This is a genomic window from Kribbella sp. NPDC055110, assembly GCF_053607525.1.
The window spans coordinates 78,549-105,160 of record NZ_JBSGTS010000007.1 but is presented as its reverse complement, the minus strand read 5'-3'; the positions used below and the strand labels follow the sequence as shown (position 1 = coordinate 105,160).

Below are 26,612 nucleotides of genomic sequence, written 5' to 3'. Positions count from 1 at the left end.
TCCAGCGACGCATGGGCGTACACCGCCATGGTCACCTGAACGTCCGCGTGACCGACGATCGCTTGCACGATGTGCGGGGAACCTTCAGCCGTAGGAGCAAGGTCACACACGAGTGGCGGAGATCGTGGAAGCGCATCTCGTCCAGCCCGGCCGCCTTGCGGATCGGGTACCAAGTCCGCCGGAGGTTGTCCGGCTCGATCGCCGTACCGATCTCCGTTGTGAACACGTACCCGGAATCGACCCACTTCGCGCCGGCCAAAAGCCGTTCCATGGCCTGCTGCCTCTTGTGGCTCTCCAACGCCTCAAGGCACACCTTGATCAGCGGCACGGTCCGACGCGACTTCTTCGTCTTCGGCGTCACCGCTCGCAGCGCACCATCTACGCGTTGCAGGTTCCGCCTGATTTCGAGCGTCTTCTCGACGGAGTCGATATCCGTCCACGCCAGTCCAAGCAGCTCCCCGCGTCGCAACCCCATGTAGAGCGCTAGCACATACAGCGCATAGAGCCGCGTCGGCTTCGCCTCCCTGAGCAGAAGTCGCGCCTGCTCCTCAGTTCTTGAGAAGGCAGCCACGAGAGATCTGCAGGGGTCAGAGCAAGAACGCAAATCGATATTTGTGCTGCGGCGGAAGCCGCGAAAGAATGAGAGGCGAAGTATCACCGATGAGTGAATCCCCGATCCATCTCGTTCGAGAGTTCCACGAGGCGTTCGACCTGGACCATCCCGAGGAACCGACTCTGCTGCCACACGACAAGGCAGAAGCTCGGCAACGAATTCTCGCCGAAGAGGTCGACGAGGTTGAAGAAGCCGCACGGGCGCGTGATCTCGTTTGGATCGCACATGAGCTGGCCGACGTCGTCTACGCGGCCTACGGCACAGCCATCAGCTACGGCATCGACCTAGACGCCGTCCTCATCGAGATCCACAAGGCCAACATGACCAAGCTCGACGCCAACGGCCTGCCAATTGAGAGGAACGGAAAGGTACAGAAGAGCGATAGGTACCGCCCACCCAATGTCGCAGAGGTGATCGCCCAGCAGAGCCGGACGGCGTAGACATTCTCGGTAAAATGCCGCGACGGGGAGCGCCTGGGCCAGCAGCACGGGTTGAGGAGCGTAGCCTCCCCTGCCCGGAGCAGCTTCCGGAACTCTGAGCAACAGCGTCATCGGCTCAGCCATCGCGTCGTGGCCGACGCTGACAACCTCTGCACCTGATGCGTTCAGCGTCTCATTTAAGAGATCCATCCACAACATGCCATCCTTACCGGGATTGTTCTCTTTGTAGTCGCCAATGAAGTCCTTGGTCCGCACGAAGTGGTAGCGCGTCTATTCCAATCCGCCTTCGATCACTCGAACTCCCGCGGATGCGGCCCAGGCAAGCACAAGAGCTTGCATCTGACTCTTCCAGTAAATCCTACGAATTTCACCCTCGACTGTGACTTGTCCTAGTTCGGCAATGCCAAAGTTCTGCGCAAGCTCATCGACCAGCCGGGCAGTCGCGGAGACAAGGGCTGGACCTGAGTCGGCCAACTCGTCGATACTTGCAACAGTTTCCACAGGAGCTGGCACCTCGATGCCCTTTGATGGGCTTCTAGACTCACTGAATGGGCCATGTCCACGCTGATAGCCAATCTCGACGTATCGCGGACCCGGATACTTCGGCGTCAGCCGCACACGGATGACAGCGTCACCACCGGCCGCAGCTCGGTCTCTAGCGTGTGCCGCAAGGCGTCGCGCTCCGGTCAGGACTGCCGCGACGATGGATTCATCGTCGATGACCTGCACCTCGGGATCATGCCCCTGCAACCGGCCGACATCGGGGGCCTCTAGATCGCGAACCCAGAGCGAATACGCCCCCGACCCATCCGAGTGATACTCCGCCGAAACCCAAGTCGCGTGACTTGCGCCGGACGTCGATCCATCAGCCATGAGACGTCGGCGCCCGACGAGGGCTCTATCGAACCTGGATCCCTGCAGACCCACCATATCGTCCGCCGGGGTGTTGACTATTTCCGCTCCGAATGCCTTCTGAATTGAATGTGTAATATCCATGTGTCCATACAGTTCGGGAACGAGCGTTACCGTTAACCATGGATGTGCGCTCGTGCTCAACCGTTGCACGGCTTCCGCTTCCACCTGATCAACCCGACGATTCTGTTGCTCGGCCCCGGCAAACCGATCCCGATATGCAGCCGCAATCTCAGACTCGGATAGGTAGCGCGTCGTTGACCCATTTCGCTTTGGGAACCTATATCCGTCACCGACGATCACACCGTGGGGGGCCCGAGTGCTCCGTGGGACTGCGATCACGTAATACCCGTGATCGGGGTCGGCTGAATCCGCTACCCGGATAATGTCAAAGGTAGGAACTGGCGCGGCCAGGCTGCCGATGATCTGCCTCATTCGCTCCTCTTCGGCGCCGCTAAGCGCTACGCCCGCAGCGTCGACGGCTACAGCCTGCTTGTTCTCCTCGACACCGAGGATGACGACGCCACCTGCTGTGTTTGCGAGTGCCGCCACGTCCCCAGCGAGCGACCTGCGGTCCTTGTCAGCCTTGCCGTACAACTCCCGCTTGAAGTCGAGGTCGAACTCCTCGGACACGCTGTTTGTCACCAGGGATTGGATGTGATCTGACGTCAGGTCATCCAGAACCACGCCGAACAAGGTCTCAAGTCTCCGAGAACGCAAGGCCACCATGGGGGACAGTCTGAACGATCATCGCCCGGCCGTGGAGATGTCGGCGCGTGAATGACTAGGTCCCCAGCTCACCGCGAACGTCCGCGCCGAGGTTGTACACCCGATGGCTGCGGAAGATCTGCTCTGACGCTTTGCGTGAGCCTGCGGCACGATCGACGAGTGTCGCGCCGAGCAGGAGACGCGCACTCTCGGCAAGTAGATGTGTTCGCCAGGGATCGAGTTGCGCCCCCGGCTGGTGCTTGAGTTCGTTGTATGTAGTCCACACCGCGTCCGCCCACACCCGGGTATCACCCACCCAGTTCGCAAACGCGGACGAGACCCGACGTGCGATAGCGAGTGGCCACAGGCGTTCACGCGCCCATGCGACGCGTTGGCGACGATGAAACGCGACCCAGTACTCAATTCCTGCGCACGCGTCGAGCAGTCGCGTCTCCGCTGCACCGGAGCCTACTCTGAAGCGGGCGACGACCGGACCGACTGCCCGCCAGTGTTCTTCGCTCAGCCGGACCCACCGCGACAGCGCTGGCAGCCCTCCGAGTCCGGTCAGGGAGAAGAGAGGAAACTCTGTCTGAGACTTAGGCTCCTTCACAAAATCGGGGACCCGCATCAGGCGCCGATCCCACAGATCCCCTGGATCGTCGCTGCTTGCATGAGGCACAGCGCGCCCGCCACGTGCGGCTACAAAGCCCCCGAACGCGAACGAAGCTAGCTCCTGAATGTGAGCTATTGGCCCAAGAATGGACCGCACGTCCCGAGGCCGTCGCGTCCACACACCGAGTTTCAGCGGCGTGTGCAACACCCTCCGATCTTCCGGCCCGTCTACACGCCAAGTCGCAGACAATTGGAGAACACGCGATTTGCTGGTCTCCGCGTCCACCGCCTGCGCCGAACTTAGAGTGGCGGACCAGGACTGTAGCCTGCCCGCATCGTCGACTGTTCGGTTCGTCGTAGATCCAGAGATCCCCGCCCAGCTGCCCAGCCCGTAGAAGAACACTTCCGCTCTCCTCAGTCGAGGCGAGACGATGCTGGCGGGATCAATCCCCATGACCATGGTTCCGGCTCGGTATCGATAGACCGATGCCCGCACGCCACCTAGGCTCGTCGTTGCCCCACGGCCGGGAAGATCGAGCAGCAGAACACCGCCATGCTCGGTGATTCCGACCAAACTCGACGCGGTCGGCGGATGCTCTCCAAGCCTCCGAGTTGCCCGTTCATCAAGCGTTACGACGTGCGCCTCGCCGTCTTCTCGGAGTTGGAGGTGGCCCTTCTCCCAATCATCGGCCCCGGGCGGAGGCGTCAGCGGCGCAAAGTATCCGACGGTGCCTTCGCGAAACTTCTCCAACGCCTGGTCCACGAATCCCCCAACCCTGATCGTTATGCCCGAGGCCGTCCCAGGCGGCGCGATCGATCACGCCGACGACGCTACCTCCGATGCGTGCTCCCTGACTGCCGCTGCCGACAGCGTCGCGCTAGTTCCTGACTGATCCCGACACCCGCAGCTAGCCTTCGATTACCGCAACCGGTACCGCAACGGCCAGCACCAGCCACCACCACGATCGACTTGGCAGACCAGGGCCCCGACGGTTCAGCTTGGCGATCCGGGGCCCGCTGTCGAACTGAAAAGCGGAAGGTCGGCGGTTCGAGACCGCCCCTGAACACCTTTCTTAAGCGTGGAACGGGCCGCTCTGGCCGCACCGGCAGTCCCCGTGAATCCCCCTCAGCGACCATCCGTAGTTGCACGGATGTTGCACGCCGGCGGAACCGGCTCTGGCCCATCTCAGTGACGGTCAAGTGGTGACGCTTGCGCGCCGGACTCTTCTCGGCTAGCTCGCGCGCGGACGACCCGCATCAGCTCGATCCGGCATCATCGCTGCCTGGAAAGCTCGATCAGCTGAGTGTCTGCCGACGGTCTGGATTCACAGCAACTTGTTCCACATGCCATCGCCGCACGCCCGAGGACGATGTCGGCTCAATAGCGGACATTCTTGGCCTCGCCGTCCCGGGGACTCGTTGCTCGTTCCACGATGAATGCAGGTATAGGGCGGCGCACTCAAGAATGGTTCTGGCGATAAGGAACCGCGCGTTTCGGTTGCTCTCCGCGGGTGTTACCCGACTCGGTGGCGGACGCGCGCTCATAGTCGGTGAGGATGCCGAACACCTTCGGCGCCTCGTAGAGACGAGAGCGCTGCTGATTACCGATCGGCTGGAGGATCCCCGCCTCGACATAGCTTTCCATGGCCGCGAACGCGGCGGATCTGCTGGCCCCGGTCAATTGCATGACATCTTCTGCAGTGATCACTGGATGCCCGATCAACTTGGGAAGCAGGCGATCGGCCGCGCTGCCTTTGCGAGGGTTGAGTGTGGTCCTCCAATCCGCCTCCAGATCAGCCAGACGCGATTGCAGGGCGGCTGCATCGTCGGTGGCTCGTCGGGTTGCGGTCAGGAATAAGTCCAGCCAGTCGCGGAGGCCATCGAGCGCCGCTTGCCCGTCCGGCGGGCCGGCGTACCTAAAGCTGGACAGGCCGTCGACGTATGCCGAGGCTCGAGTCGCGAGCGCAAGGCTAATCGGCGGGACGAAATCCGTTGCCAGACCTCGCCTCCTGAGGATGACGTGGATGAGGGCACGACCGGTTCGACCGTTCCCGTCCGCGAAGGGATGGATCGTCTCGAACTGCGCATGGGCCAATCCGGCCTGCACCGTGCCGGGCAAATCGTCGCGATTGACGAACGCGCACAGGTCTTCGAGTAGTGCTTCGACGTACTCCGGCGGTGGCGGTACGAACGCCGCCTGGCAGGGATTGAAGTTGTTGCCACCGATCCAGTTCTGCCTGGTTCTGATCACACCGGCGATCTCGGGTTGATCTGAGTGCTCCATAAGAGCCTGGTGGATATCGAGAAGATGCTTCACCCCAACTTTCTCGACCACTGCAACCGACTGTACTGCGTAGTCCATGGCTTTGACGTTGCCCAGAACGGCCTCGGCGGTCGCGTCCGTATCCTGTACTCCGGCTGCCAACTTTGCTTCATGTCTGGCGAGCCGGCGGCTGTTGACCTGCAGCCCCTCGATCTTGGACGAGGCGACAGCCTCGGCACGCAGCAAGAATCTTGCCAGTTGCTCCAGGTGATGCTCGCCGAACCCACCGAAGGCCGCCAGAGCACGTTCCGAGTCGGCGATGTCCGCCGCGAGTTCAGCACTGAAATCTAACGCGTGGGCACTGAGCAGGTCTGGCACGTACGCTGAATACTCGCACGGCCGCCTGTGCTTGCGAGGCCCGTAGGCATCTGGATGGGCTTGCCAGACTGCGGTGATCTGTCGACTCAACCTGGATCTCCTCGTCGCTAAGTCCAGGTTATCTCTCTAACCTGGACTTACGGCGATATTAGTCCGGCTTAGAGTCCGACGTGAGACATCTCGCGACGCGGATGTCGGCTCCCAGAACTCGAGCCTCTATCGAGAGGGGTCGTCGGACTGCAAGCGGTACACCGGCTGACGCTGTCCTGTGAGACGGACCTCCTGCCCCAGCTCACCAACGGTCGGCCGTTGTCGGCGCGGGCGCTGCCTCAGTCGGAGCAGATTCGGTGCGGTGGCGGGAGGTCGGCGTGCCTGTGTGGGGTGGAGGCACGCCGAATCGGGGTTTCAGGCCAGGCCGGGGGTGGGCGCGACCAGGCGGCGGGCGAAGGGCCAGCAGGCCAGTGCGACTGCCTCGAGGGTCAGGCTGATCACGAGCAGCGGCTCCCAGTTGCCCTTCTCGAGGAAGCCGAACAGTCCGACAGTGCGGCTCAGGATCCCGCCGACGAACATGCCTGCGAGTGTCAGCGCGAGCAGGTCCATCACCGGGCGGGTCATCGCGCCGACGACCCGGGTAGGTACCACGGTCGCGCCTGCGACCAGGCCGATGCCGCCGACAAGGAAGCCCAACCCGAGCAGGAGTTCCTCTCCCAGGTACTCGACCGTCAGGGCGAGGTGGATGATCCCCACCGCCAACGCCAGCGCGCAGGTCACCACGACCATGGGAGCCGCGGAAACCCCGGATTGAACGGCGCCGCCAAGGCGCGCAGTAACAGGCCGCTGCATGTGAGCCTCCCTCGTCCAGAGAACCCGGCGTACTCCCCCAGCCGGTCGTTCTCGCGCTCATGAACTGCCTGTTCGCAGTGTGATCCCGATCGGACGCCGACGGCAGCAAATGAAGAACCCGTCATCTCGCCGTCATTTTCTCGTCATCCCCAGGCCGTCGTTCGCCCGCAACTCGGGTAAGCAATCGTACGAATCAGCTGCCGCCGGCCCGGATCGCGGTGATGGCGAAGCGCTCGACGGCCTGGACATGACCACCGGTCGACGCCACGACCGTCAACACCGGGTCGGTCGCGCCGCGGAAGCTCACCTGCGCCGACCACGGTTGCCGCTCGCCACCGCCCGGCACGCAGCAGAACGACCCGAGTGGACGCTCCGAAGACGGTTGCCGTACGGCGATCCGGATGGACTCGTCCACTCCGGTGATCCGCCCCCCGACCGTGATCGGTGACGACGTGTTCGCGCCGTACCGTGGACGGTCGAGGGTCAGCGTCGTATCGCTCGTGCCGACGACCTCCCAGGGTGCGTTCGTACCGTGGCCGATTCGGACCAGGTGGAGGACTGCCGCGACGCTGGACTTGCCCTCGGGGGAGTCGTATCCGACGGTGATCCGGGCGTCGTCGCCCTTGATCGACCGGGCCACCACCTTGTTGAGCTCGGTGAAGCCGAGGAAACCGGTGGTGAACGACACGGCGGTTTGGGCTGCGTCCAGGTGCCAGGGTTGACGCCCGCCGGCCCGCTGCCACTCGTCAGCCTTGGCGACCGACGCGAACGGCCACAACGGCTGGTAGGCAAAGGGTTTCGTTGTTGCTGTGCTGGATGAATGGGTGCTCGTCGACGTACGCGTCGGTGTGGGTGACGTAGATGTCGGGGCGCTGGACGGCCTGGTGGTCGCGGAGGTCGATGCCGGCAGCGGTACGGCGCCTGGCCCGGGCTGCGATGCCGGTCCGCCGCCGAAGTACCAGACGCCGAGTCCGACCAGCAGGGCCGACACCACGACCAGCGCCGCGGCCGCACCGACGATCGCGGCTGCCCGACCGAGCCGCGTCCGATCCCCACGGTTCTCCACTGCCATCTGAACCAGCCCTCCTACCCCATTAGACAGCGGGAGCCCCCGGTTGGTTGCCGATCCTTCCTGTGGAAGCCGACGCCGCGGCCAGGTCCAGCACTCCGGGCCGGCCGAGTCTTGATCGGGTGGCGCGCCGCCGTGAGACTACGGAGATGTCGGAAGATCTCGTGGGAGTCGCGTGCCGCTGGATCGGTGCGTTGGAGCAAGGCGACGTACCAGCGGCCAACGCTGTCAGTGGTCTCCTCGGATGGGATCCAGGTCCGTGGATCGCCGACGCGTGGCAGCCAAGGGTGGAGGAGCTCGCGGGTTCGGACCGGGCGGTGAGCAGTGCGCGGCAGGTTAACGACCACGTGGTCCGCGTCGTCCTGGTCGGCGACCGTGGACAGGCGTTCGTGAGCGTGGTGCTCGACGAGGCCGCCAAGGTCGTGGGTACGTCGGTCGACGCCGACGAGCAGGACGGACGATTCTGGGTCGTCGTGGGCTGCCCCGAGGAGCGGGAGGACGAGCTGCGTGCGTTCTACACGATGCTCACCCATGGACGGATCGGGACAGGCGAGGGCCGGATGCGCCCTCCACGGTGGCGCGACCCGGCAGACCCAACGCAGATCCACCTCGACGTGCAGGTCGCCGACCTGGAGGCCGCCGAGCACGCCGTACTGGAGCACGGCGCGACGAAGCTGGAGGACTTCCCCGGCTGGCGCGTGTACGCCGACCCGGTGGGCCACCCCTTCTGCCTGTACCCCGGCCCCACTGAACCCACGGACCGATTCGGCACGCTCGTCCGCGTGGTGATCGACTGCGCCGATCCAGTACCGCTGGCGCGGTTCTGGGGCGGCGTGCTGGACATGCCTCGCGTGGTCGAAGACTCACCCAACCGGATCGTGATCGCCCGCGACGACCGGCTGCCGATGCTCGCCCTGCAGCGCGTCCCCGACTACCGGCCACCACGCTGGCCTGACCCCGAATATCCGCCACAGATGCACTTCGACGTCGGCTTCGACGACCGCGCCGAGAAGGAACGGCTCGCCCTCGCGCTCGGAGGGACACGGCTACCGCCGCAGGGCGGCAGCTGCCCCGTGTACGCCGACCCCGCCGGCCACCCGTTCTGCCTTTGCTACAAGGGCGAGTGAAAGCCAGTTGCCGTCCACGACTACCCAATTGGCCGCACCGGGAGTATCAACGGCTGTAGGCATCGCAAGGCTCGTCGACAACGACGCCGGCGAGTTCGCCGTCAGCAAGGGGGACCATCGCGATGAGGCCAAGACACGGACGACGTCGAGGATGGACGCTCGCGTTGACCACTGCGGCAGCAGTGGCCATTGCGACCGGCGCAATGCAGCCGGTCGCTTCGAGCGCTACCGCTACAACTCCGACCGACGCCAATCCGGTGGCATGTGCCAACCGGGTCAACAACACCCCGCGGAAACTCGTCGACTGTGTTAACCAGAACGACCTCTGGGCCCACATGGTCAAGTTCCAGCAGATCGCGGACGCCAATCCCGGCGCCGACGGCCACCCGTCCCGCAATTCGGGGGAGCCCGGCTACAAGGCCTCGGCTGACTACGTGGCCAACGTGATGAGAGCAGCGGGCTACAACGTGACGTTGCAGGAGTACAAGTTCGACTACTTCAGCTTCGTCGGTACGCCGCTGATGCGGGAGGACTCGCCGACGCCGCAGTCGTTCGGGCTCGGCACGGACTTCAACCCTGGACCGGTCGTCGGGACGACGAGCGCGAAAGTCCAACCCGCGGCCGGCATTGTCGTGCCCGCTACGCCCACGCCCAGCTCGGCCAGCGGCTGCGCACCCTCCGACTTCGCCGGGTTCGTGCCGGGCAACATCGCCTTGATACAGCGGGGCACGTGCACCTTCGCCCAGAAGGTGGCGAACGCTCAGGCGGCCGGTGCTTCGGCGGTCGTCATCTTCAACGAGGGCAACCCAGGGCGCACCGGCCTGTTCAACGGGAGCCTGGCCGGCACGGAACACGTTCCTGTCCTGTTCACGACGTACGCCGTCGGCACCCAGCTACTGGCGCAGTACGTCCCGGGGTCAGCCCCGGTTCTGACCGTTGACGTCAAGGCCATCGAGGACCCGAACCGCTCCGACTGGAATGTCATCGCCGACTCCAAGGGCGGCGACCCGAACAACATCCTCGTCATCGACGCGCACCTGGACGCCATCTTCGGAGCCGGGATGCTCGACAACGCGTCGGGCTCGGCCACGATCCTCGACATCGCCCAGCAGCTGAAGAACACGAACACCCGCAACAAGCTGCGCTTCATCTGGTTCGGCGGCGAGGAGCTCGGCCTGCTCGGCTCGGACTACTACGTCAACACCCTCCCGGCCGACGAGCTCGCCAAGATCAAGTTCGACCTGGACGCCGACGTGACGGCCACGCCGAACTACGTGGCGGGCGTCCTCGACCCGAAGGACGGGGTCACGTTGTTCGGTCGCGGCCCCGGCACCCCGATGCCGCCGAGCATCTGGGCTCCCTCGGCGATCGGGCGCGACTTCGGGATCGCGTACCTCAACTCGATCGGGAAGAACAACATCCTCTTCTCGGCCGACGGCACGGATGCCTTCATGTTCCAGCAGGCCGGGATCCCGGCGAGCGGTGTCCTCACCGGCCAGGACTGCTGCAAGCTCGCGTCGGACGTCGCCCTCTTCGGCGGCTTCGAGGGCAACTTCGAGGGGAACGTGCCCAGCACCGACGGAGGCTGCGTGGACAACCCCTTCCGCTGGTGCGACAACCTCAGCAACAACGACCCCGAGGTACTGACCTGGATGTCGAAGACCTTCGCCAACATGGTCGGGCACATGGCCTACGACACCCAGGTGTTCGACTCCAGCAAGCCCGGCACCGGTCATAGCAAGAAGGCAGTAGCCCAACCGAAGATCGCTCGCAAGGGCATGGTCACCAGCTGACCTGTGCTCCGACGCCGTCGCCGTCTCGAACTCGGGACGGCGACCCGTCGGTGTCTGGGGGCCTCACTCGCGGAGGAAGAGGAGGCGGTCGGCGAGTTGGTCGCTCAGGCCTGGCGGGAGGTCGGCGAAGACGCTTAGCTCTTCGATCGAGGAATAGGGACCGCGGGTCTCGCGCACCTGGACTACGCGCTCGGCCAGCTCCGCGGTCATCCCACGCAACTGCAGTAGCACCTCGGCGGGAACGTTGTTGATGTCGATCAGGCCGCCGTCATCGAAGTCACGGCGTACGTCGGGACGTCCGATTCCGAGCTCACGCGCCAATCCCGGATCGTCGGTCGCGATCTCGCGGGCCTTGCGCCGCAACTCGCGGCGGTCCCTGGCGGCCTCGACCACCGTGTCCATCGTGGTCTCCTCGGTCGGCGACTGCGCGCGGAAGACCGAGGAGCGAACCGCGAGCGCGTGCACAGTGCCGCCCAACCATGCAACGGTGAAGAACACGAAGGAGACATCCTCGTCAGGCACGACAAATCCGAGCAAGACGAGCACCGTGTACACAAGCGTCGCCACCACGTACTGCCTGGACCTCACCCGCTGTGCGGCCCACAGGAACGTCACGGGTGTGACAAGCCCGAGAGTGACAAACGGCAAAACCGCCCAGATCCAGCTGAAGACCAGCGTCCGGGTATTCATCCGTCGGCCGCGCCCATGGCGCGATGACGGGGGTCCAGAAGACGAATCCCCCGACCGCGATACCGGCTCGGAATCACCGGGTGGCTCAACGGCAGCCATGTGTCGGATGGTACGCGCTCAGGCCCGATACAGACTGCTGTCGAAAGGTGCGTGGCTGGTTCGTAGGCATAGTGAGAGGCCGGTCACGGGCCGGTTCGACGACTGGGAGAAACCGATGGAAAGCGTGGCGCGGCGACTCAAGGAGCTGTTCGTACCGATCCATGAAGTCGCCTACCTGGCCGACGAGCCGAACGAGGAACTGCAGGCGCTCGGGTACGAGAGCTATTGGCCGTTGTACTTCGCCTCGAGGTCAGCACCACTCGGACGCGTGCCGGCCGAGGTCGTGGACGCACTGTTCTACAACTTCGCCCCGGGCGAGGTCGCCGCGTGCATCCCGAGCGTCTGGGACGTCGCCACGCCGGAGGCCGTCCTCGCCGCCCGGCAGCGTGGCTGTGTCGCCGCGCTCCGCCGGATCCTGGGCGACCTGGCCGACAGCCCGGCGATTGCACGTGCCGCCGAGCTCGCCACCAGGGCAGCGTTCAACGCGCCGATGGAGGGCAGGATCCTGTACGCCGGACTTCGCGCACTCGCCGTACCCGAGGAATCCCTCGCTCGTCTCTGGCACGCAGCCACCCTGCTCCGCGAACACCGTGGTGACGGTCACCTGATCGCACTGGTCGCCGCCGGCATCGGCGGACAGGAAGCGCACGTGCTGCAGGCGCTCTACTGGGACATGAAGCCGCGAGAGTTCGGCCGGCTCGACCCGCTCAGCGACGACCAGTTGGACGCGGTCATCGACGGTCTCCGGCGCCGCGGCCTGGTGGACGCCGCCGGCTGGTTCACGCCGGCCGGCCGGAAACTCAGGACCGAGATCGAGGAGCTCACTGACGCCTTGGCCGCCCCGGCGTACACCTGCCTCGAACCGCACGAAGTCGACGAACTCATCACCGACCTCGGCCCGATCGTCGCAAAGGTCAACGCCGACAGGACCTTCTGAAGCAACACCGGCTGGGTACCTCAGCCACAAGGTGAGTCAGGGTTTGATGCGGCCGGTTTCGTAGGCCCAGATGGCTATTTCGACGCGATTTCGGGCGCTGATTTTGCCCATCACGCTGGTCAGGTGGGTCTTTACGGTGCTGAGGCTGATGTGCAGCTCGGTGGCGATCTCGGCGTTGGTGCGGCCGGTGGCTGCGGCGATCAGGACCTGTTCTTCGCGGGTGGTGAGCGGATCAATCGGCTGCACAGGCGTGCGGGCGGTCGGTGGCTCGGAGAACGCGGCCAGCAGCCGTGCGGTGATCTTCGGCGCGATCAGTGCGTCACCGTTGGCGGCGGCGTGGATCGCCTGGACCAGAAGGTCGGGGCCGGCGTCCTTGAGCAGGAATCCACGCGCACCGGCCTTCAGAGCGCCGTACACGTACTCGTCGAGATCGAAGGTCGTGATCACCACGATCGCCACCGGGTCGTCGACGCCGGGTCCGGCCAGTTCGCGGGTCGCCGCGATCCCGTCCAGCCCGGGCATCCTGATGTCGAGCAGACACACGTCGGGCCGCAGCCGGCGGGCGAACTCCACTGCCTCCAGACCGTCGGCCGCCTGACCGACCACCTCGATACCGGGCTGCGCATCGAGGATCATCGCGAGTCCGGTCCGGACGAGATCCTGGTCGTCGGCGACGAGCACCCGAATCGTCATCAGCCGCCCGCCGTTCGAGGAAGCACTACGTCAACAGACCAGCCCCGGTCCGGATCCGGCCCCGCCGCGAACGTGCCGCCGAGCAGCGTCGCGCGCTCGGTCATCCCCACCAGGCCATACCCTCCCGGATTCCTCGAGGTCGCTTCCCCGTCGTCGCGGACGGTCAGTCGGACGGAGTCGTCGTACGACATCAGCCGTACGTCGATGCGTGTTGCCTGCCGGGCATGCCGTACGGCGTTCGTGATCGACTCCTGCGCGATGCGATAGATCGCTGCGCCGAGCGCTGGTCCGAGATCGTCGAGGTCGCCCGACACCTCGACCTCGACCCGCGGCCGATCCCCGACGCTACGGGCGAGCCGCTCCAGATCGCCAACGCCCGGCTGTGGCGCGAGCGCCGCCGTACCGTCAGCACGCAGTACGCCGACCATCGCCCGCATCTCGCCCAACGTCCGCGTGCCCTCCGCCTCGATGATCGCGAGCGCATCGACCGCGGCTTCCGGGCGCGTGGCGGCGACGGCTCGGCCGGCCTGGGCGCGGATCACGATGGCCGAGACATGATGAGCGACTGTGTCGTGCAGTTCGCGGGCCAGCAGCTCGCGCTCCCGGAGTCGCACCTGGTCCAGCTCGCGGTGCCGAGCGGTCCACCGATAGCGGACGGCGAGCCCGACGGTCCCGGGGAACAGCAGGAACATGCTGCCGACCGCGGCTTCGCCGTACCCAGGGAAGTCACTGGCCATTCCCAGCACCAACGCCACCAGGACGAACATCAGCCCGATGAGGATCTCGCGACCGGACCCCCAGCGAACAAGTGAGTACGGCAGCAACACCACACAGATCATCGTGTACAGGCCGAAGGTCGCATCCCCGCTGATCAGGGCCACGACGTTGACCACGATCAGTCCGCCGAACACGGCGGCCACCACGCCCAACGGGTGCGTACGACGCCACAGCAGAGCGCACACGGTCACCGCAGCGACCACGAGCGCGACAGGCCTCCAGACGACGTCGTCACGGAGTACGCCTTCGAGAACAACCGCCGTCAGCAGACCGGCCACGAGCACCCAGTCGCGCCACACCCGCTTGGGTGCGTCCGGCGCTCGCGGCTCGGCCAGCAGCGAGCGGACGGCGTTTCTCATCATGACCACAGCGTAGGGACTCCGGGCGCCGATCGGATCGGCTCAAAGTACGGGACGCGACCCAGCTGATCGGCCGAGGGAAGTCCGGCTCATCGCCCGAGGTGGGGGCCGTCCGCTCGACCACACCATGAGTCCAGCTCTCAGTGAAAGGGACTCATTATGAGGTCGACTCTGTACAGACTGGGCAGGTACGCCGCACGTCGTCCGTGGGTGGTGATCGGGGCGTGGCTGGTTGTCGCGGCGCTCGTGGTCGCCGCATCCGGCGCCTTCGGCAAGAAACTCGAGGAATCGTTCGGAGCGCCTGGCGTGGATTCGCAGTACGCGACCGACCTGCTGTCGGCCGCGGGAGCGGATCAGGCCGGCCTGACCGCGCAGGTGGTCGTGACTCCGATCGACTCGGCGTCAACACTCAACTCGCCTGACCTGCGGACCGCTCTGACGCGGCTCCAGTCGACTGCGGCGTCGCTGCCGCATGTGCTGAGGGCCGGCGATCCCGTCATCTCGCCTGACGGCCGCGTCGGGCTCATCCGGCTTCAATACCCGGTGCTGGACAAGCTCGAGCCGAGCGACCTCGCCGGGCTCAAGACGCTGACGGCCAGTGACTCGCCGCTGCGGATCGAGCTCGGCGGGGACCTCTTCTACGCGTTCGAGCAAGGCCAGGCCGGACTCGGTGAGGCGGTCGGGCTGATCGCCGCGATGGTCATCCTGCTGCTCGCGTTCGGATCGATCATCGCGATGGGGCTGCCGATCGGGATGGCCGTGTTCGGGCTCGCGCTCGCGATCAGTTCGCTGTCCCTGGTCACGTATCTCATCGAGCTGCCCAGTTGGGCGCCCGTACTCGGCAGCATGATCGGGCTCGGCGTCGGCATCGACTACGCGCTGATCATCGTCACCCGGCATCGCGAGTACCTGGCCCGCGGGATGGCGGTCGACGAGTCGGTCGGGCGTGCCGTCGCCACGGCGGGACAGGCTGTGCTCTTCGCCGGCGGCACAGTCGTGATCGCGATCCTCGGGCTGGTGGTGGCCGGCGTACCGTTCATGACCGCCGGCGGGATCGCCATCTCGCTGATCGTGCTGACAATGGTCCTCGCTTCGATCACCTTGCTGCCCGCGTTCCTCGGTCTGGCCGGGCACTGGATCAACCGCCTTCGGGTACGGCGGGTGCACTCGTCTGCTGGTTCTGGTTGGCAGCGGTGGGCCGGGCATGTGTCCAAGCACGCCGTCGCGTACGCCGTCAGCGCCACCATCCTGCTGTTGGCGCTGGCCGCACCAGTGCTCTCGCTCCGCGTCGGTACGCCGGATGACGGCGCGCTTCCTGTGCAACGCACCGAGCGCCGTGCATACGATCTGGTCGCCGCGGGATTCGGTGCCGGTAGCAACGGTCCGCTGGTGATCGCCGTCGACATCTCACGCGATCCGAGCGTCGTACAGCCTCTGTTCAACGCCATCCGCGCCGATCGGGGCATCGCATCCGTCGCACCTCCTTCGGTGAACACTGGTGCGGGCGTCGCGACGTTGGTCGCCGTACCGACGACCGGTCCGCAGGACGATGCGACGATGACGACAGTCAAACGGCTGCGCGCGCAGGTCTTTCCCTCGGTACTGCGGGACAGTCCGGCGAAGGCTCACGTCGGTGGTCAGACGGCGACCCTCGCGGACGTAGGGGCGAAGGTCAACGATCGGCTGCCGTGGTTCATCGGCGCGGTGATCCTGTTGTCCGTCGTACTTCTCACCGTGGTGTTCCGGTCGGTCGTCGTACCGCTGAAGGCCGCATTGATGAACCTGCTCAGCATCGGCGCATCGTTCGGCGTCATGGTGATGATCTTCCAGTGGGGCTGGGCCGCGGACCTGATCGGGCTGGAGTCGACCATTCCGATCCTTCCGTTCATCCCGATGTTCATGTTCGCCGTGGTGTTCGGGTTGTCGATGGACTACGAAGTCTTCCTGCTCACCCGGATCCGCGAGGAGTACGTCCGGACCGGCGACAACACCGCCTCGACCATCCACGGCATCACCACGACGGGCCGCGTGATCACGTCGGCCGCGCTGATCATGATCGCGGTCTTCGTCAGCTTCTCCCTCGCCGACGACCCAACAGCCAAGATGTTCGGCCTCGGCCTGGCCACCGCGGTCCTCATCGACGCCACGATCGTCCGCCTGATCCTCGTACCGGCCCTGATGAAACTCCTCGGCGACGCAAACTGGTGGACGCCTGCCTGGTTCAACCGACGACCGGCCCGGATCACGATCTCCGAGCGTGAATCAGTCGGTGTTTCAGACTGAAGCAGCTTCAATGACCTGTCGCGCCGTCGATCGCCTCCCGAATGATGTCAGCGTGGCCGTTGTGGCGGGCGGTTTCCTGGATCATGTGAACCAGGACCGCCCGTAGGTTGACCTCAGCTCCCCACGGCGTCGTGACCACGTCGTCGAGTCCGCCGGCGGCCACGACGGCCCGCGCCCGTTCGCAGGTTTTCAGGTATTGCCCGACCAGGACATCGGCCGTCTGATCCGGGCCCAAGCGAAAGTCCGCGTCTGGGTCATTGTCGGTCGGGAACAGATCTGGCTCGGGCAAACCTCCGTAGATCCTGATGAACCAGCCGTGTTCCGTTTCGGCCAGGTGTTTCACCAACCCCAGCAGGCTGAGTCCAGACGCGGTCATCGGCCGGCGCAACGGCTCGTCGTCGAGCCCTTCCAGCTTGCGAAGCAGGGTGGCGCGATGAAAGTCGAGCTGCTGCGTCAGCGCGTCCCGCTCGTCAGCCACCCGATCCGGCACACCCCGCTCCACAGGCGACGAAAACCCCATGCACCGACAATACGACCGCGCCACCGCACCCGGCATCCACCGCCCGGTCCGTGCCGCTGGCAGGCCCCGGCCGGGCGCGACGAAGGTCCCCGCACACGAGGGGATATCCGACCGTGTTGTGCCTTCTCCGTTGGTACTAGAGGGGAGAACCCACAACGCGAGGGGATATCCGGTCTTCTGCTGGATGGGTGGGTGTGTGCCTGCTGCACCAGGCAGCCCCAGGCCAGCCACCGCGCATACTCACAGCGGGTTGTACGTCCGACGGGGGGAAGTAGGAGGCCAGCGGTGGATATAACCCGCCAGTGGTGACCTGCCGACGGGCCGGCATCGGGCTGCCCCCGGCCGGGGAGCAGGCTGGGCGGCCGGGTTGGTGGCGGATGGGCTGCTCGCGGTGGTGTGATGTGCACGCTCGACAGGTAGTGCACCGGCGAGACGGTGTACGCACGGACACGTTCACGCTCAGGTGCACTATGCGTTCGCTCGACACATCCTGTCGAGCTGCAGATCGCACCGGGCCCGGCGCCGCCTGGAACCCGTCGACCACCCACACATGAGCCACAAGAGCCCATCAATCTGCCAACCGGATCTCGACCACGCTGTTGGCGGGTGATAGTGCCGCCGAATCGGGTGCCGCGGCACCACCGCGTGCCGCGAGGGCAGCGACGGCTTCGGCGAAGCCCTCGAAGGCGTCGAAGGCGTAGAAGGCGTCGAAGGCGTCGAAGGCGTCGATGATCGTCAGAAACTCGCCGCTGACTTGATCAATCTCCACAGTCAGCACGCGTTCATCGTTGGGCGGCTGTTCCACCGCCTAGATGCTGGCACCCGTGATCTCCGGCCACGAAAACCCGTACGTGTTCCTGGACTCCGTTATCCAGAGACCGACCTCATCAGCCACAACTCGCACGGTCACGCTCGCACTGTAACCAAAGCCAACCACGTCGGGACCCGGTCAGTCACATGGCGGGGGCGTCCGGGTGATTGCCCCACGCCTTCAGCACTTGATCCCTCACGTGGCTCGACTCGAACGAGACGTTGCGCCACGGTACGCCGAGTTCCGGAAGGGTGGACCAGAGGGCATCCCAGCTCCTCAGAGCAAAGACTCGCCCGCTGGGAGAGATGCGGACTTCGAACCGGCGACGCCCGCGCCTGCGTCCACAGATCACCGCGGCGGGATTCGCAGGCGTCCGCCAGACCGTCGTTCGACCAGGCGAAGGTCGTCCTTCCAGGAACGCTTCGGCCTCCTCGGCGGCCCAACGGTCGAGATCGTCAGTGCCGTAGTCGGAGTAGTCCGCAGTGTCGTACATGTCGTCGAGGTCCACGAATACCTGGCACCGCGCATCGCCGCCGTGGCCGATGTTGGTGTGAGCCCAACGTGCGAGGTCATGGGCGCTGAGCTCGTTGCCCTTGAAGCGACGGAGTATGGCAGCAAGGGCGCCTCTTTGAGCGTCTACTGCCAGCACCTCCTGCATCCCCAACTCCTGGAGTGTGTCTTCGATCAGCCCCTCTAGAACGAACTGCGACTCACGCGGAGAAGCTCCGGCCAGTTCTCGAAGCGTCGGCGAGTCCACGCCGGCTACGAGACATTGCACGGCGGCATCGATCACCTGATTGGCGTTCCCAGGACTGAGGCGCCAAAGGTTGACGGCGTCCGCCAACAAGGCAGTGGCTTCGTCGCGGGCGAGATCCGGCACGCGCCAAATTCTGCCAGTCCGACTAGCGCATCGCACCAGCCTCGCATCCCTGGCGACCGCCGCGGACCACGCGTTCATCTTGTCGGGCCAGGGTCCAGCAACCCATCTAGCCACAGGAGGCTTACCTGAGGTGGGGGTAGACGGTGAGTCTGGCGCCTGTGTCTGCGCTGATGATGGCTCGGTCTCTGAGGGGCTCTGCGAGGGTGACTGTTGCTGGGGTGGTGACTCCGACGTCGTCGCAGGCGCCGTTGAATGGGGCGTGGCTGCCGCCGATGACCACCAGGTCGTTGAACTCGACGACGTGGGCTCGCAGGTTCGGGTCACACCGCCCGTGCTGAAGGTCGAAGGTGAGGGTGCTGCCGTCGGCCTTGGTGAGCCATCCGACCGGGAGGAGGTTGCGGTCCAGCTTGGCGAGGCCCGGCAGCGGAGCGGGCTCGACCAGAGGCTTGAGTACCCCGTCCGGATCCTCGGGAATCTCCTGTCTCCGCGCGTCGCGTGGTTTCAGTTGGCTTCAGGTCGACTTCAGTATTACGGTAGAGCCACGGTGTAACTGCGGTCAATCGCCAGTTTGTCAGGAGCAATGGCGATCCGAGCCGCACCAGCGAGCCTCCATTCCTACGACAGCACGACGGCTGGGTGACCCCCGGCGGTCCGCGGTACAGGAGGGCTCGGTGAAGTCGGGTAGAGCGGGGTGTAGGATCAGCCGATCCGCCACACCCGCAAGTTGGTCGACCATTTACGGGAGTGAGAGTGGCCCCTTCTCCAGAGGCCGTACGACTCGCCAGGCGACTCCGGGACCTGCGCGAGTCAGAGCAACTCACGCAAAAGGACCTGTCGCAGGCACTTAGCGCGGATACCCGCGTCGCGGTGGCGACGATCAGCTCATGGGAGTCGCAGTCCAACCCGAAGCTTCCTCCGGAGGAGCGGCTGCGGACGTACGCGTTGTTCTTCGCGATGTCCCCGACCCTCGAGCGGCTGCCGCGCGAACAGGACCTGAGCACGGCCGAACGCGAGCGGTTCAACGCCCTGCACCGGGAGCTGAGCTCGCTGCGCGAAGATGTCCGTCGCCAGCAGACCGGCTCGCCGTCCTCCGGCAGCTCGTACACCTTCGACTTCGAGTCCGGCCGGATCACACTGATCTGTCCTGAGGTCCCCTTGCTAGGGCGCTCCGCACTCGCGGACGAGAACAACCCGAACCACACCAAGCTCTACCGGTACGCCGACCTCGACGCACTGATCGAGATGTGGGGTCACGTACGCGCGTCCAACCCGGAACTCCGCGTACGGCACCGCCTGCCGGCGGAGGTGAGCGCGGACCACCTGTCCGGCCATCTCATCCTGATCGGCGGTATCGCCTGGAACCGGGTCACCGGCAGGCTGCTGCGGGTCCTCGACAACCTGCCGATCCGGCAGATGGCGGTTCCGGATTTCGCAGACGGCGAGATCTTCCGCTCCCGCGACGGTCAGGAATACCGGCCGGTCTGGGAGGAGAGCAAGGAAGCTGTCCCCGAGGACGAGGCCCCGTCGCAAGAAGAACTCGAGGCGGACCAGGCCCAGGACGCGTGGCGCGACGAAACTCCCCGAGAGCTCGTCGAGGACGTCGCCCTGTTGGCCCGGCTCCCAAATCCTTTCAATCACAGCCGTACCATCACGATCTGCAACGGCGTTTACAGCCGCGGCGTTCTCGGCGCCGTGCGGACGCTGACCGACGACGCCGTGCGCGAGCGCAACGAGGCGTATCTGGCCGACAGATTCCCCGGCGGCGTCTTCGGCCTGTTGATGCGCGTCCCGGTGATCAACGGCGAGGCCGTCACCCCGGACCTGGAGATCGACGACAACCGGCTCTTCGAATGGTCCCAGGAGGACGACAACGCATGAGCCGTCGAACCAGACAAATCAAGGCGTCGCACGCGGGCCTGCTCTTCGACGGCTCCGCGCCGGTGGCAGCCACCGCGAACACGCGCCTGGACGCGATCGTCGTCCCGGCCGCGCGGCCGGCGTCGGAGCTGCAGCCCGTGATCAACCTGGCCGCCGAACTGGAAGTCCAGTTGGTCGTTCTCTGCAGCCACAGCACGCAGCTCGGCCAGGTCGTCCGACGCGTGAAGGACACGTTCCCCGCCCAGGCCCTCGTGATCGACGTGCCCGAGGACTACCGGCCTCCGTGCCCGGAGCCGAAGACATCCGCGGAGAAGTTCCGGCAGGCCTCGGCCGGCCGGTCCAGTGACCTCAGCGTGAAACGCAACATCGGTCTGCTGCTCGGTCGGTTGCACGGGTGGAACAAGATCCTCTTCGTCGACGACGATATCCGGGCGCTCAAGGCAAGGGACGTCAGGCGCCTGACCGGGTACCTCGACCGGCACCCGGTCGCATCGATGGTCAGCTCGGACTTCCCGGACAACTCGGTGGTCTGTCACGCCCGAGGCAAGGTCGGGCCCCAGGACGTGTTCGTCAGCGGCGCCGTACTCGGCGTCGATCTGCAACGACCCGAGCTGTCCTTCTTCGCCGACATCTACAACGAGGACTGGTTCTTCTTCGCCCGGCACGCAGCGCGGCGGGCGATCCCGAAGATCGGCGAGGTCAAGCAATTGGAGTACGACCCGTTCGCGGATCCGCAACGCGCGGCCCGGGAGGAGTTCGGCGACTTGCTGGCCGAGGGGCTGTACGCCGCGTTCGAGCGCCAGCCGGGCGCGACGTTCGAGGAGCAGCTGCGGATCGCCATGGAGCCGGGCTACTGGGACTACTTCAAGGGCGTCCGGCTCAAGACGATCACGGAGACGCTCGCCGACATCAAGGCGGCGAAGTCGTCGCTCGGCGAGACCGAGTTCCGACGCATCGAGAAGTCGCTGGAGACCGCGAAGCAGTGGGCCCTGCGCATCTCCGCGGAGCTGTGTGTGGAGTTCGTCCAGAGCTGGCAGGAAGACGAGGAGCTCTGGCAGAAGATGCTCAGCAACCTTCCGTCGAGGCTCACCAAGCAGGAGGCGCTGGCTCAGTTGAAACTCTCGAGATGGGTCTCCTGTGGCTACGGTCTACCGACCGAATCGGAGACGTATCTCGCGCCGGCCGGAGTCGTCTGCTAGGAGTTGGCGTTCTCCGGTTGCGTAGAAGCCCAGTCGCTCGTACACCTGGCGTGCGATCGTGTTCGTGTCCAGGACCCAGACGCGCCATTCGGTGACCTCGGGTTCGACGGCTGCCAGTTGACTGAGGACGGCCCGCAGTACGCCGTTGCGGCGGTACCGCGGGTCGACCCAGACCGATTCGATGTGGCGTTCGTACGTCGGGCGGGTGGCGACGCGGACCGAGCTTGCCAGGCCGATGATCCGGGTCTCGTCCCGGGCGACGGCCCACTGCATGCGGGTGAACCGTTCGCGCCAGGTGTCCTCACCGACGGTCACCTCGTCCTCGTAGTCCGCGATGTACGCCGACGGCGAATCCTTCAGCGCCCGGAGGCGGACTTCGCGGGCGATCGGCCAGTCGTCGGCACCGAGTATGGCGAGTTCCAAGGTCCCGGACCCCTTCGGGAGATGGCGACAAGACATCCATACCAGTGTCGCCGTTTCCCTCGGTCACCAAACCGGCGCGCCGACAATGTCACATCCGGTGACCGGTTTCAGCGGCAGATCGCCTGGTCGACGAACGCGTCGACGGAGTTGTCCGGGTTGTCCGGGAGGTGCGGGGTCACGGCGATGGTGACCTGCCGCCGGGTGTCCTCCGTGGAGAACGAGTAGGTCTGGTACGCGAGCGCGTCGCCGTCGTTGCCGTACACCCGGACCTTGCACGAGGTGTCATGCCACGACAGCCCGAGTCCGTACGTCCCGTCCGAGGTACCTGGCGTCTTCATCGCGGCGAGCAGCCGGTCCGGAAGCAGGTCCCCGCCGAGCAGGGCGGCGAAGAAGCGGTTCAGGTCGCGCGTCGTGGAGATCATGTCGCCGGCGGCACCGAACAGCGTCGGGCTCATCTCGGTGAAGTCGAGTTGCGCGCCGTCCTTCGGGATATAGCCGTGCGCGTGCGGTCCCTTGATGTACGGCGACGTACCGGGAAGCGACGTACCGTGCAGCTTCAGCGGGCGGATCAGGCAACGCTCGATCTCATCGGCGTACGTCCGGCCGGTCGCCTTCTCGATGATCTCGCCGATGAGCAGGTAATTGGTGTTCGAGTAGTCGTATCGCGAGCCCGGTTTGTCGAACACGGGCGGATTCGCGAGCGCCCGCTCGATCTGCTCGGATGCGGTCCACGTGCGATAACGCAGCGCGTAGAACTCTGCGCTCGGCGGCATCGGCAAGGTGTCCTTGAAGTCGTACAAACCGCTGGTGTGGTTGAGCAATTGGCGCACTGTGATGTTTGCGCCGTTCGGCACGACACCCGGCAACCAGCGTTCGACCGAGTCCTCGAGCCGAATCCGCTTCTCGGCAACGAGTTGCAGTACGACGGTGGCAACAAACGTTTCGTGATACTTCCGATCCGGAACCGCCCCGCCACCGGAACCTTCCGCGAACTGCCGAGCTCCGCAACACCACTGCTCCCCCGCCAAACCGCCCCACCGTCCCGAACCTCGGCAACGGCCCCGATCGACACCACGCCGTCGAGCCCTTTCTGCAACGGCGAAGCCACTCCCGGCGCCAACCCAACAACCGCCGCCGCCAATGCCACCAGCATCCCGATCTCCTCTTGTCCGTTCCGTTGCCCTCAACCCTTACGGCAACAGCCCACACAAACATCGGGGATCGCCCTGGCTCTCCCCGCCATACGACCTGTCAACCCATTCAGTTGCTCAGTGGTAGCCCCTGAATTCAGGGGCTACCACCGGACGTTGCTGGGGGCAACTTAGGCTGCGGCGGTGGCTTCGGTTAGTTGCTCGGGGGTGGGTTGGAGTTGGGGTGTGGCGAAGGTCAGGAGGACGTTGGCTACCGCGAAGACGGCGGCGGCTAGTAGGCCGCGTTCGTAGCCGGACTGGAGGGCCTGGAGTTGGGTTGCGCCGTGGGTCAGTTCGTTGGTGGTGTGGGTGATGGAGAGGGTGGTGACGATCGCCAGGCCCAGTGCGCCGCCCACCTGGTACATCGCGTTGACGACACCCGACGCCGCGCCGGCCTCGGCGGGACGGACCTCGGAGACCGCGTTGATCTGACCCGGCACGCCGACGCCGATGATGCCGAATCCGAAGACGATCAAACCGGGAAGCAACTGTGAGCTGTAGCTACCGGTCGCGTCCGCCTGCGACAGCAGAAGCAGCCCGACGACGCTGAGCACCGCACCTGCGAGCTGAACCGTCCGCGTCCCGAACCGCTGCACCAGTTGCGATGCGAGGACCGCACCGACGATCGCCGCGCCACCCATCGGCAGGAAGTGGATGCCGGCATCCAACGCACTGTCCCCGCGAACCTGCTGCAGGTAGATGGCGGTCAGGAAGAACATCGACAGGAACCCGGCGCCGTTCAGCGCGAGCGACGCACCGGACACACTCAACGCCCGCGACCGGAACAACCGCAACGGAACGAGCGGCGCGGCCGACCGGGCCTCGACCAGGACGAAGGCCGCCAGCAGGACAACACCTGCGGTCAGTACGCCGACGACCTCGAACGATCCCCACCCGGAGGGCTCCGACCGCACCACGCCGTACACGACTGCCATCAAGCCGGTCGTGCCGAGCACCGCGCCGAGCGTGTCGAAGGTACGGCGGCCCGTCGCGAGCCGCACGTCGGGAACGAAGACCGGGATCAGGGCGACCAGCGCGAGCACGATCGGCACGTTCACGAAGAACACCCACTGCCAGCTCAGCGAATCGACGAGTACGCCGCCCGCGACCACACCGAGCGTGCCGCCGAGGCCGGCCAGACCGCCCCAGACGCCCATCGCGATGTTGCGTTCGCGGCCGTGAGCGAAGGTCATGGTCAGGATCGCCAGCGCGGACGGCGAGAGCAGCGCGCCGCCGAGGCCCTGGACCGCCCGGGCCCCGATCAGGAACTCGGGCGAGTTGGACAGCCCCGCGACCAGCGAGGTGAGGCCGAACAGGATCAGGCCGCCGGTGAACACTCGGCGCGGCCCGAGCAGGTCGGCCATCCGCCCGCCGAGCAGCAGGAAGCCGCCGAAGAGCAGTGTGTACGCGTTGATCACCCATTGCAGGGAGTCGGCGGAGAAGTTCAGGTCCGCCTGGATGTGGGGCAGCGCGACGTTCACGATCGTCACGTCCAGCACCACGATGAACTGCGCGAGAGCCAGCACCGCCAGGGTGGCCCAAGGACTGCGTCGCATCGCCGTACCTCATTCGGTAGCAAGAGCTTGTCTACACCGTATGTATACGGCGTAAGCTTACGGAGTAGACAGTAGGTCTACGGTGTAGACTTGTCAACGTGATCACCAAAGAGACCTCGCGTCGCCTCGATCCGGAGAAGGTCGTCGACACCGCTTTGGCCATCGCCGACGACGAGGGGCCGGCCGCGGTCTCGTTCCGGAAGCTGGCTGCGCAGCACGACGTCACGCCGATGGCGCTGTACCGGCACTTCAAGGACAAGGACGACCTGCTGGCGGCGCTGGGCGACCGCTTGCTCGCGGACGTCGTACTCCCGGAGCCGACCGACGAGCCGTGGGACGTGCAGCTCCAGGCGCTGCTGGGCGCGTTCGTCACTGCACTGCGCGCGCATCCGCGGCTGGCGGACTTTACGCTGTCGCGGATTCTGGTCGCCGGGCCCGGACTTGCACTGTCCGAGCGGGCGCTGGGGCTGCTGATCGAGGGCGGATTCTCCGTCGACGACGCGGCCGAGGTCGGCCGGCAGTCGATCTGCTCACTGATCGCGCTGGTCACCACCGACCCGATCGTCCGCGAGGTGAGCGACCCGGAGGCCCGCGAGGCGTCGCTGCGACGCAAGCGTGCTTCGCTCGGCGCCCTGTCGCCCGAGCGCTACCCGCTGATCACGTCCGCCGCCGGCGCGCTGATCTGCCCGTCATCCCGGGACCGGTACTACGACCTCGGCCTCGAACTCGTCGTCGCCGGCATCCGCGGCGTCGCCCGAAGCTAGAGCGGGCCAGAAGCTAGGGCGTGCGGCAAGAAGCTAGGGCGTGTGCGCGCGGCGCAGGCGGCCGGAGAGGACTACGCTCCGAAACGGAGCGATACCACTCTCTATGGAGGTACACCGATGGCGGGGAAGTTCGAGCTGTACAAGGACAAGTCCGGCGAGTTCCGATTTCGCCTGAAGGCCGGCAACGGCGAGATCATCGCGACCAGCAGCGAGAGCTACAAGACGAAGGCCGCGGCCGAGAACGGCATCGAGTCGATCAAGAAGAACGCGGCCGACGCGAAGGTCGACGACCAGACCGACTGAAATCCCTGAAACCCCTGTAATACAAGGAGGGTTTCTCCATGATCCCGTGGAGAAACCCTCCTTTGTCGTGACTCAGAGACCGTCGGAGAACTCGACTCCGCGGATCTCGACGCCGAGGCCCTCGATGCTCGCGTCCGGGATCAGCGCGGCCAGCTCGCAGGCGCGCTCCCGGGACGCCACGTCGATCAGGTAGTAGCCGCCGAGGAACTCCTTCGACTCCACGAACGGCCCGTCGGTGACGGCCGGGAGCCCGTCGCGGACTTTGACCACCGCGGACTGGGCCGGCTGCTGCAGCGCGACCGTGCTGTGGAACTCGCCCGATGCCTTGATCGTGTCGATGAACTTCTGGTGACCGCTGCCGATGGCCTGCTGCTCCTCCTCGGTCAGCGCGGCGAGCACGTCGGGGTTGACGTTCAGGACCAGTAGGTACTTCACGATGTCTCCTTCACACACGGCCCCCGGTGGTGGGTGCCTCTCATCCATCAGTACGGA

At 65.6% G+C, this 26,612-nt stretch carries 25 protein-coding genes; 9 read left to right on the top strand and 16 right to left on the bottom strand.

Features of this window, described 5'->3' with window-relative positions; all coding sequences use genetic code 11:
• Window positions 1-31: 31 nt before the first annotated feature.
• Entirely contained in the window at window positions 32-571 is a 540-nt protein-coding gene (locus ACWF0M_RS13465) for a site-specific integrase (protein WP_452235925.1), read from the bottom strand.
• Between the two features lie 89 nt (window positions 572-660).
• On the opposite strand from ACWF0M_RS13465, the gene ACWF0M_RS13460 reads away from it, so the two are divergent.
• On the top strand, window positions 661-1,053 hold the full coding sequence (locus ACWF0M_RS13460; protein WP_452235924.1) for a pyrophosphohydrolase domain-containing protein: 393 nt from the start codon (window positions 661-663) through the stop codon (window positions 1,051-1,053).
• Window positions 1,054-1,323: 270 nt separating this feature from the next.
• Here the strand turns inward: ACWF0M_RS13460 and ACWF0M_RS13455 are convergent, their stop codons facing one another.
• From ACWF0M_RS13455 to ACWF0M_RS13435, 5 genes are all read right to left on the bottom strand, one after another.
• Window positions 1,324-2,652, bottom strand: coding sequence for an AlbA family DNA-binding domain-containing protein (locus ACWF0M_RS13455; protein WP_452235923.1), 1,329 nt, complete (start codon window positions 2,650-2,652; stop codon window positions 1,324-1,326).
• A 97-nt stretch (window positions 2,653-2,749) separates the two neighbouring features.
• On the bottom strand, window positions 2,750-4,048 hold the full coding sequence (locus tag ACWF0M_RS13450) for an ApeA N-terminal domain 1-containing protein (RefSeq protein WP_452235922.1): 1,299 nt from the start codon (window positions 4,046-4,048) through the stop codon (window positions 2,750-2,752).
• A gap of 696 nt (window positions 4,049-4,744) precedes the next feature.
• On the bottom strand, window positions 4,745-5,926 hold the full coding sequence (locus tag ACWF0M_RS13445; RefSeq protein ID WP_452235921.1) for a Fic family protein: 1,182 nt from the start codon (window positions 5,924-5,926) through the stop codon (window positions 4,745-4,747).
• A gap of 405 nt (window positions 5,927-6,331) precedes the next feature.
• Window positions 6,332-6,769 carry a hypothetical protein gene (locus ACWF0M_RS13440; RefSeq protein ID WP_452235920.1) on the bottom strand — a complete coding sequence of 146 codons (438 nt, stop codon included), beginning with the start codon at window positions 6,767-6,769 and terminating at the stop codon, window positions 6,332-6,334.
• Window positions 6,770-6,962: 193 nt separating this feature from the next.
• Window positions 6,963-7,841, bottom strand: coding sequence for a hypothetical protein (locus tag ACWF0M_RS13435; RefSeq protein WP_452235919.1), 879 nt, complete (start codon window positions 7,839-7,841; stop codon window positions 6,963-6,965).
• Window positions 7,842-7,987: 146 nt separating this feature from the next.
• Between ACWF0M_RS13435 and ACWF0M_RS13430 the strand changes: the two genes are divergently transcribed.
• Both ACWF0M_RS13430 and ACWF0M_RS13425 read left to right on the top strand, forming a co-directional pair.
• Entirely contained in the window at window positions 7,988-8,965 is a 978-nt protein-coding gene (locus ACWF0M_RS13430; protein WP_452235918.1) for a VOC family protein, read from the top strand.
• 257 nt (window positions 8,966-9,222) lie between these two features.
• Window positions 9,223-10,758 (top strand): M28 family peptidase, encoded by a 1,536-nt coding sequence (locus ACWF0M_RS13425; protein ID WP_452235917.1) that lies wholly within the window; start codon window positions 9,223-9,225, stop codon window positions 10,756-10,758.
• Between the two features lie 63 nt (window positions 10,759-10,821).
• On the opposite strand, the gene ACWF0M_RS13420 is transcribed toward ACWF0M_RS13425, so the two are convergent.
• Entirely contained in the window at window positions 10,822-11,325 is a 504-nt protein-coding gene (locus ACWF0M_RS13420) for a ComEA family DNA-binding protein (protein WP_452235916.1), read from the bottom strand.
• A 337-nt stretch (window positions 11,326-11,662) separates the two neighbouring features.
• On the opposite strand from ACWF0M_RS13420, the gene ACWF0M_RS13415 reads away from it, so the two are divergent.
• A complete protein-coding gene (locus tag ACWF0M_RS13415; RefSeq protein ID WP_452235915.1) occupies window positions 11,663-12,484 on the top strand; it encodes an SCO6745 family protein in 822 nt (273 codons plus the stop codon).
• A 36-nt stretch (window positions 12,485-12,520) separates the two neighbouring features.
• On the opposite strand, the gene ACWF0M_RS13410 is transcribed toward ACWF0M_RS13415, so the two are convergent.
• Both ACWF0M_RS13410 and ACWF0M_RS13405 read right to left on the bottom strand, forming a co-directional pair.
• A complete protein-coding gene (locus ACWF0M_RS13410) occupies window positions 12,521-13,177 on the bottom strand; it encodes a response regulator (protein WP_452235914.1) in 657 nt (218 codons plus the stop codon).
• Window positions 13,177-14,316: a sensor histidine kinase gene (locus tag ACWF0M_RS13405; protein ID WP_452235913.1), complete on the bottom strand. Its 1,140-nt coding sequence runs from the start codon at window positions 14,314-14,316 to the stop codon at window positions 13,177-13,179. The genes ACWF0M_RS13410 and ACWF0M_RS13405 overlap by 1 nt, the downstream gene beginning before the upstream one ends.
• 156 nt (window positions 14,317-14,472) lie before the next feature.
• Between ACWF0M_RS13405 and ACWF0M_RS13400 the strand changes: the two genes are divergently transcribed.
• Entirely contained in the window at window positions 14,473-16,596 is a 2,124-nt protein-coding gene (locus ACWF0M_RS13400; RefSeq protein WP_452235912.1) for an MMPL family transporter, read from the top strand.
• Window positions 16,597-16,603: 7 nt separating this feature from the next.
• Here ACWF0M_RS13400 and ACWF0M_RS13395 read toward each other — a convergent pair whose 3' ends face one another.
• The 3 genes from ACWF0M_RS13395 to ACWF0M_RS13385 form a co-directional block, all read right to left on the bottom strand.
• Window positions 16,604-17,116 (bottom strand): DinB family protein, encoded by a 513-nt coding sequence (locus ACWF0M_RS13395; RefSeq protein ID WP_452235911.1) that lies wholly within the window; start codon window positions 17,114-17,116, stop codon window positions 16,604-16,606.
• Window positions 17,117-17,684: 568 nt separating this feature from the next.
• A complete protein-coding gene (locus ACWF0M_RS13390) occupies window positions 17,685-17,921 on the bottom strand; it encodes a hypothetical protein (RefSeq protein WP_452235910.1) in 237 nt (78 codons plus the stop codon).
• 148 nt (window positions 17,922-18,069) lie between these two features.
• Complete coding sequence (locus ACWF0M_RS13385) at window positions 18,070-18,807, bottom strand: hypothetical protein (RefSeq protein WP_452235909.1); 738 nt, start codon at window positions 18,805-18,807, stop codon at window positions 18,070-18,072.
• Between the two features lie 750 nt (window positions 18,808-19,557).
• Here ACWF0M_RS13385 and ACWF0M_RS13380 point away from each other — a divergent pair.
• Both ACWF0M_RS13380 and ACWF0M_RS13375 read left to right on the top strand, forming a co-directional pair.
• Entirely contained in the window at window positions 19,558-20,685 is a 1,128-nt protein-coding gene (locus ACWF0M_RS13380; RefSeq protein ID WP_452235908.1) for a hypothetical protein, read from the top strand.
• The gene (locus ACWF0M_RS13375) at window positions 20,682-21,884 is read left to right on the top strand and encodes a hypothetical protein (RefSeq protein WP_452235907.1); all 1,203 of its coding nucleotides are present in this window, start codon (window positions 20,682-20,684) and stop codon (window positions 21,882-21,884) included. Before ACWF0M_RS13380 ends, ACWF0M_RS13375 begins: the two co-directional genes overlap by 4 nt.
• Here ACWF0M_RS13375 and ACWF0M_RS13370 read toward each other — a convergent pair.
• From ACWF0M_RS13370 to ACWF0M_RS13360, 3 genes are all read right to left on the bottom strand, one after another.
• On the bottom strand, window positions 21,834-22,343 hold the full coding sequence (locus ACWF0M_RS13370; RefSeq protein ID WP_452235906.1) for an N-acetyltransferase family protein: 510 nt from the start codon (window positions 22,341-22,343) through the stop codon (window positions 21,834-21,836). The two genes, ACWF0M_RS13375 and ACWF0M_RS13370, sit on opposite strands and share 51 nt — an antisense overlap.
• A 71-nt stretch (window positions 22,344-22,414) precedes the next feature.
• The gene (locus ACWF0M_RS13365; RefSeq protein ID WP_452235905.1) at window positions 22,415-23,335 is read right to left on the bottom strand and encodes a serine hydrolase domain-containing protein; all 921 of its coding nucleotides are present in this window, start codon (window positions 23,333-23,335) and stop codon (window positions 22,415-22,417) included.
• Window positions 23,336-23,628: 293 nt separating this feature from the next.
• Complete coding sequence (locus tag ACWF0M_RS13360; protein WP_452235904.1) at window positions 23,629-25,053, bottom strand: DHA2 family efflux MFS transporter permease subunit; 1,425 nt, start codon at window positions 25,051-25,053, stop codon at window positions 23,629-23,631.
• Window positions 25,054-25,151: 98 nt separating this feature from the next.
• On the opposite strand from ACWF0M_RS13360, the gene ACWF0M_RS13355 reads away from it, so the two are divergent.
• Window positions 25,152-25,817 carry a TetR/AcrR family transcriptional regulator gene (locus tag ACWF0M_RS13355; RefSeq protein WP_452235903.1) on the top strand — a complete coding sequence of 222 codons (666 nt, stop codon included), beginning with the start codon at window positions 25,152-25,154 and terminating at the stop codon, window positions 25,815-25,817.
• Between the two features lie 117 nt (window positions 25,818-25,934).
• Complete coding sequence (locus tag ACWF0M_RS13350; protein WP_134121754.1) at window positions 25,935-26,120, top strand: YegP family protein; 186 nt, start codon at window positions 25,935-25,937, stop codon at window positions 26,118-26,120.
• A gap of 72 nt (window positions 26,121-26,192) precedes the next feature.
• Here the strand turns inward: ACWF0M_RS13350 and ACWF0M_RS13345 are convergent, their stop codons facing one another.
• Window positions 26,193-26,555, bottom strand: coding sequence for a YciI family protein (locus ACWF0M_RS13345; protein WP_452235902.1), 363 nt, complete (start codon window positions 26,553-26,555; stop codon window positions 26,193-26,195).
• Window positions 26,556-26,612 lie beyond the last annotated feature (57 nt).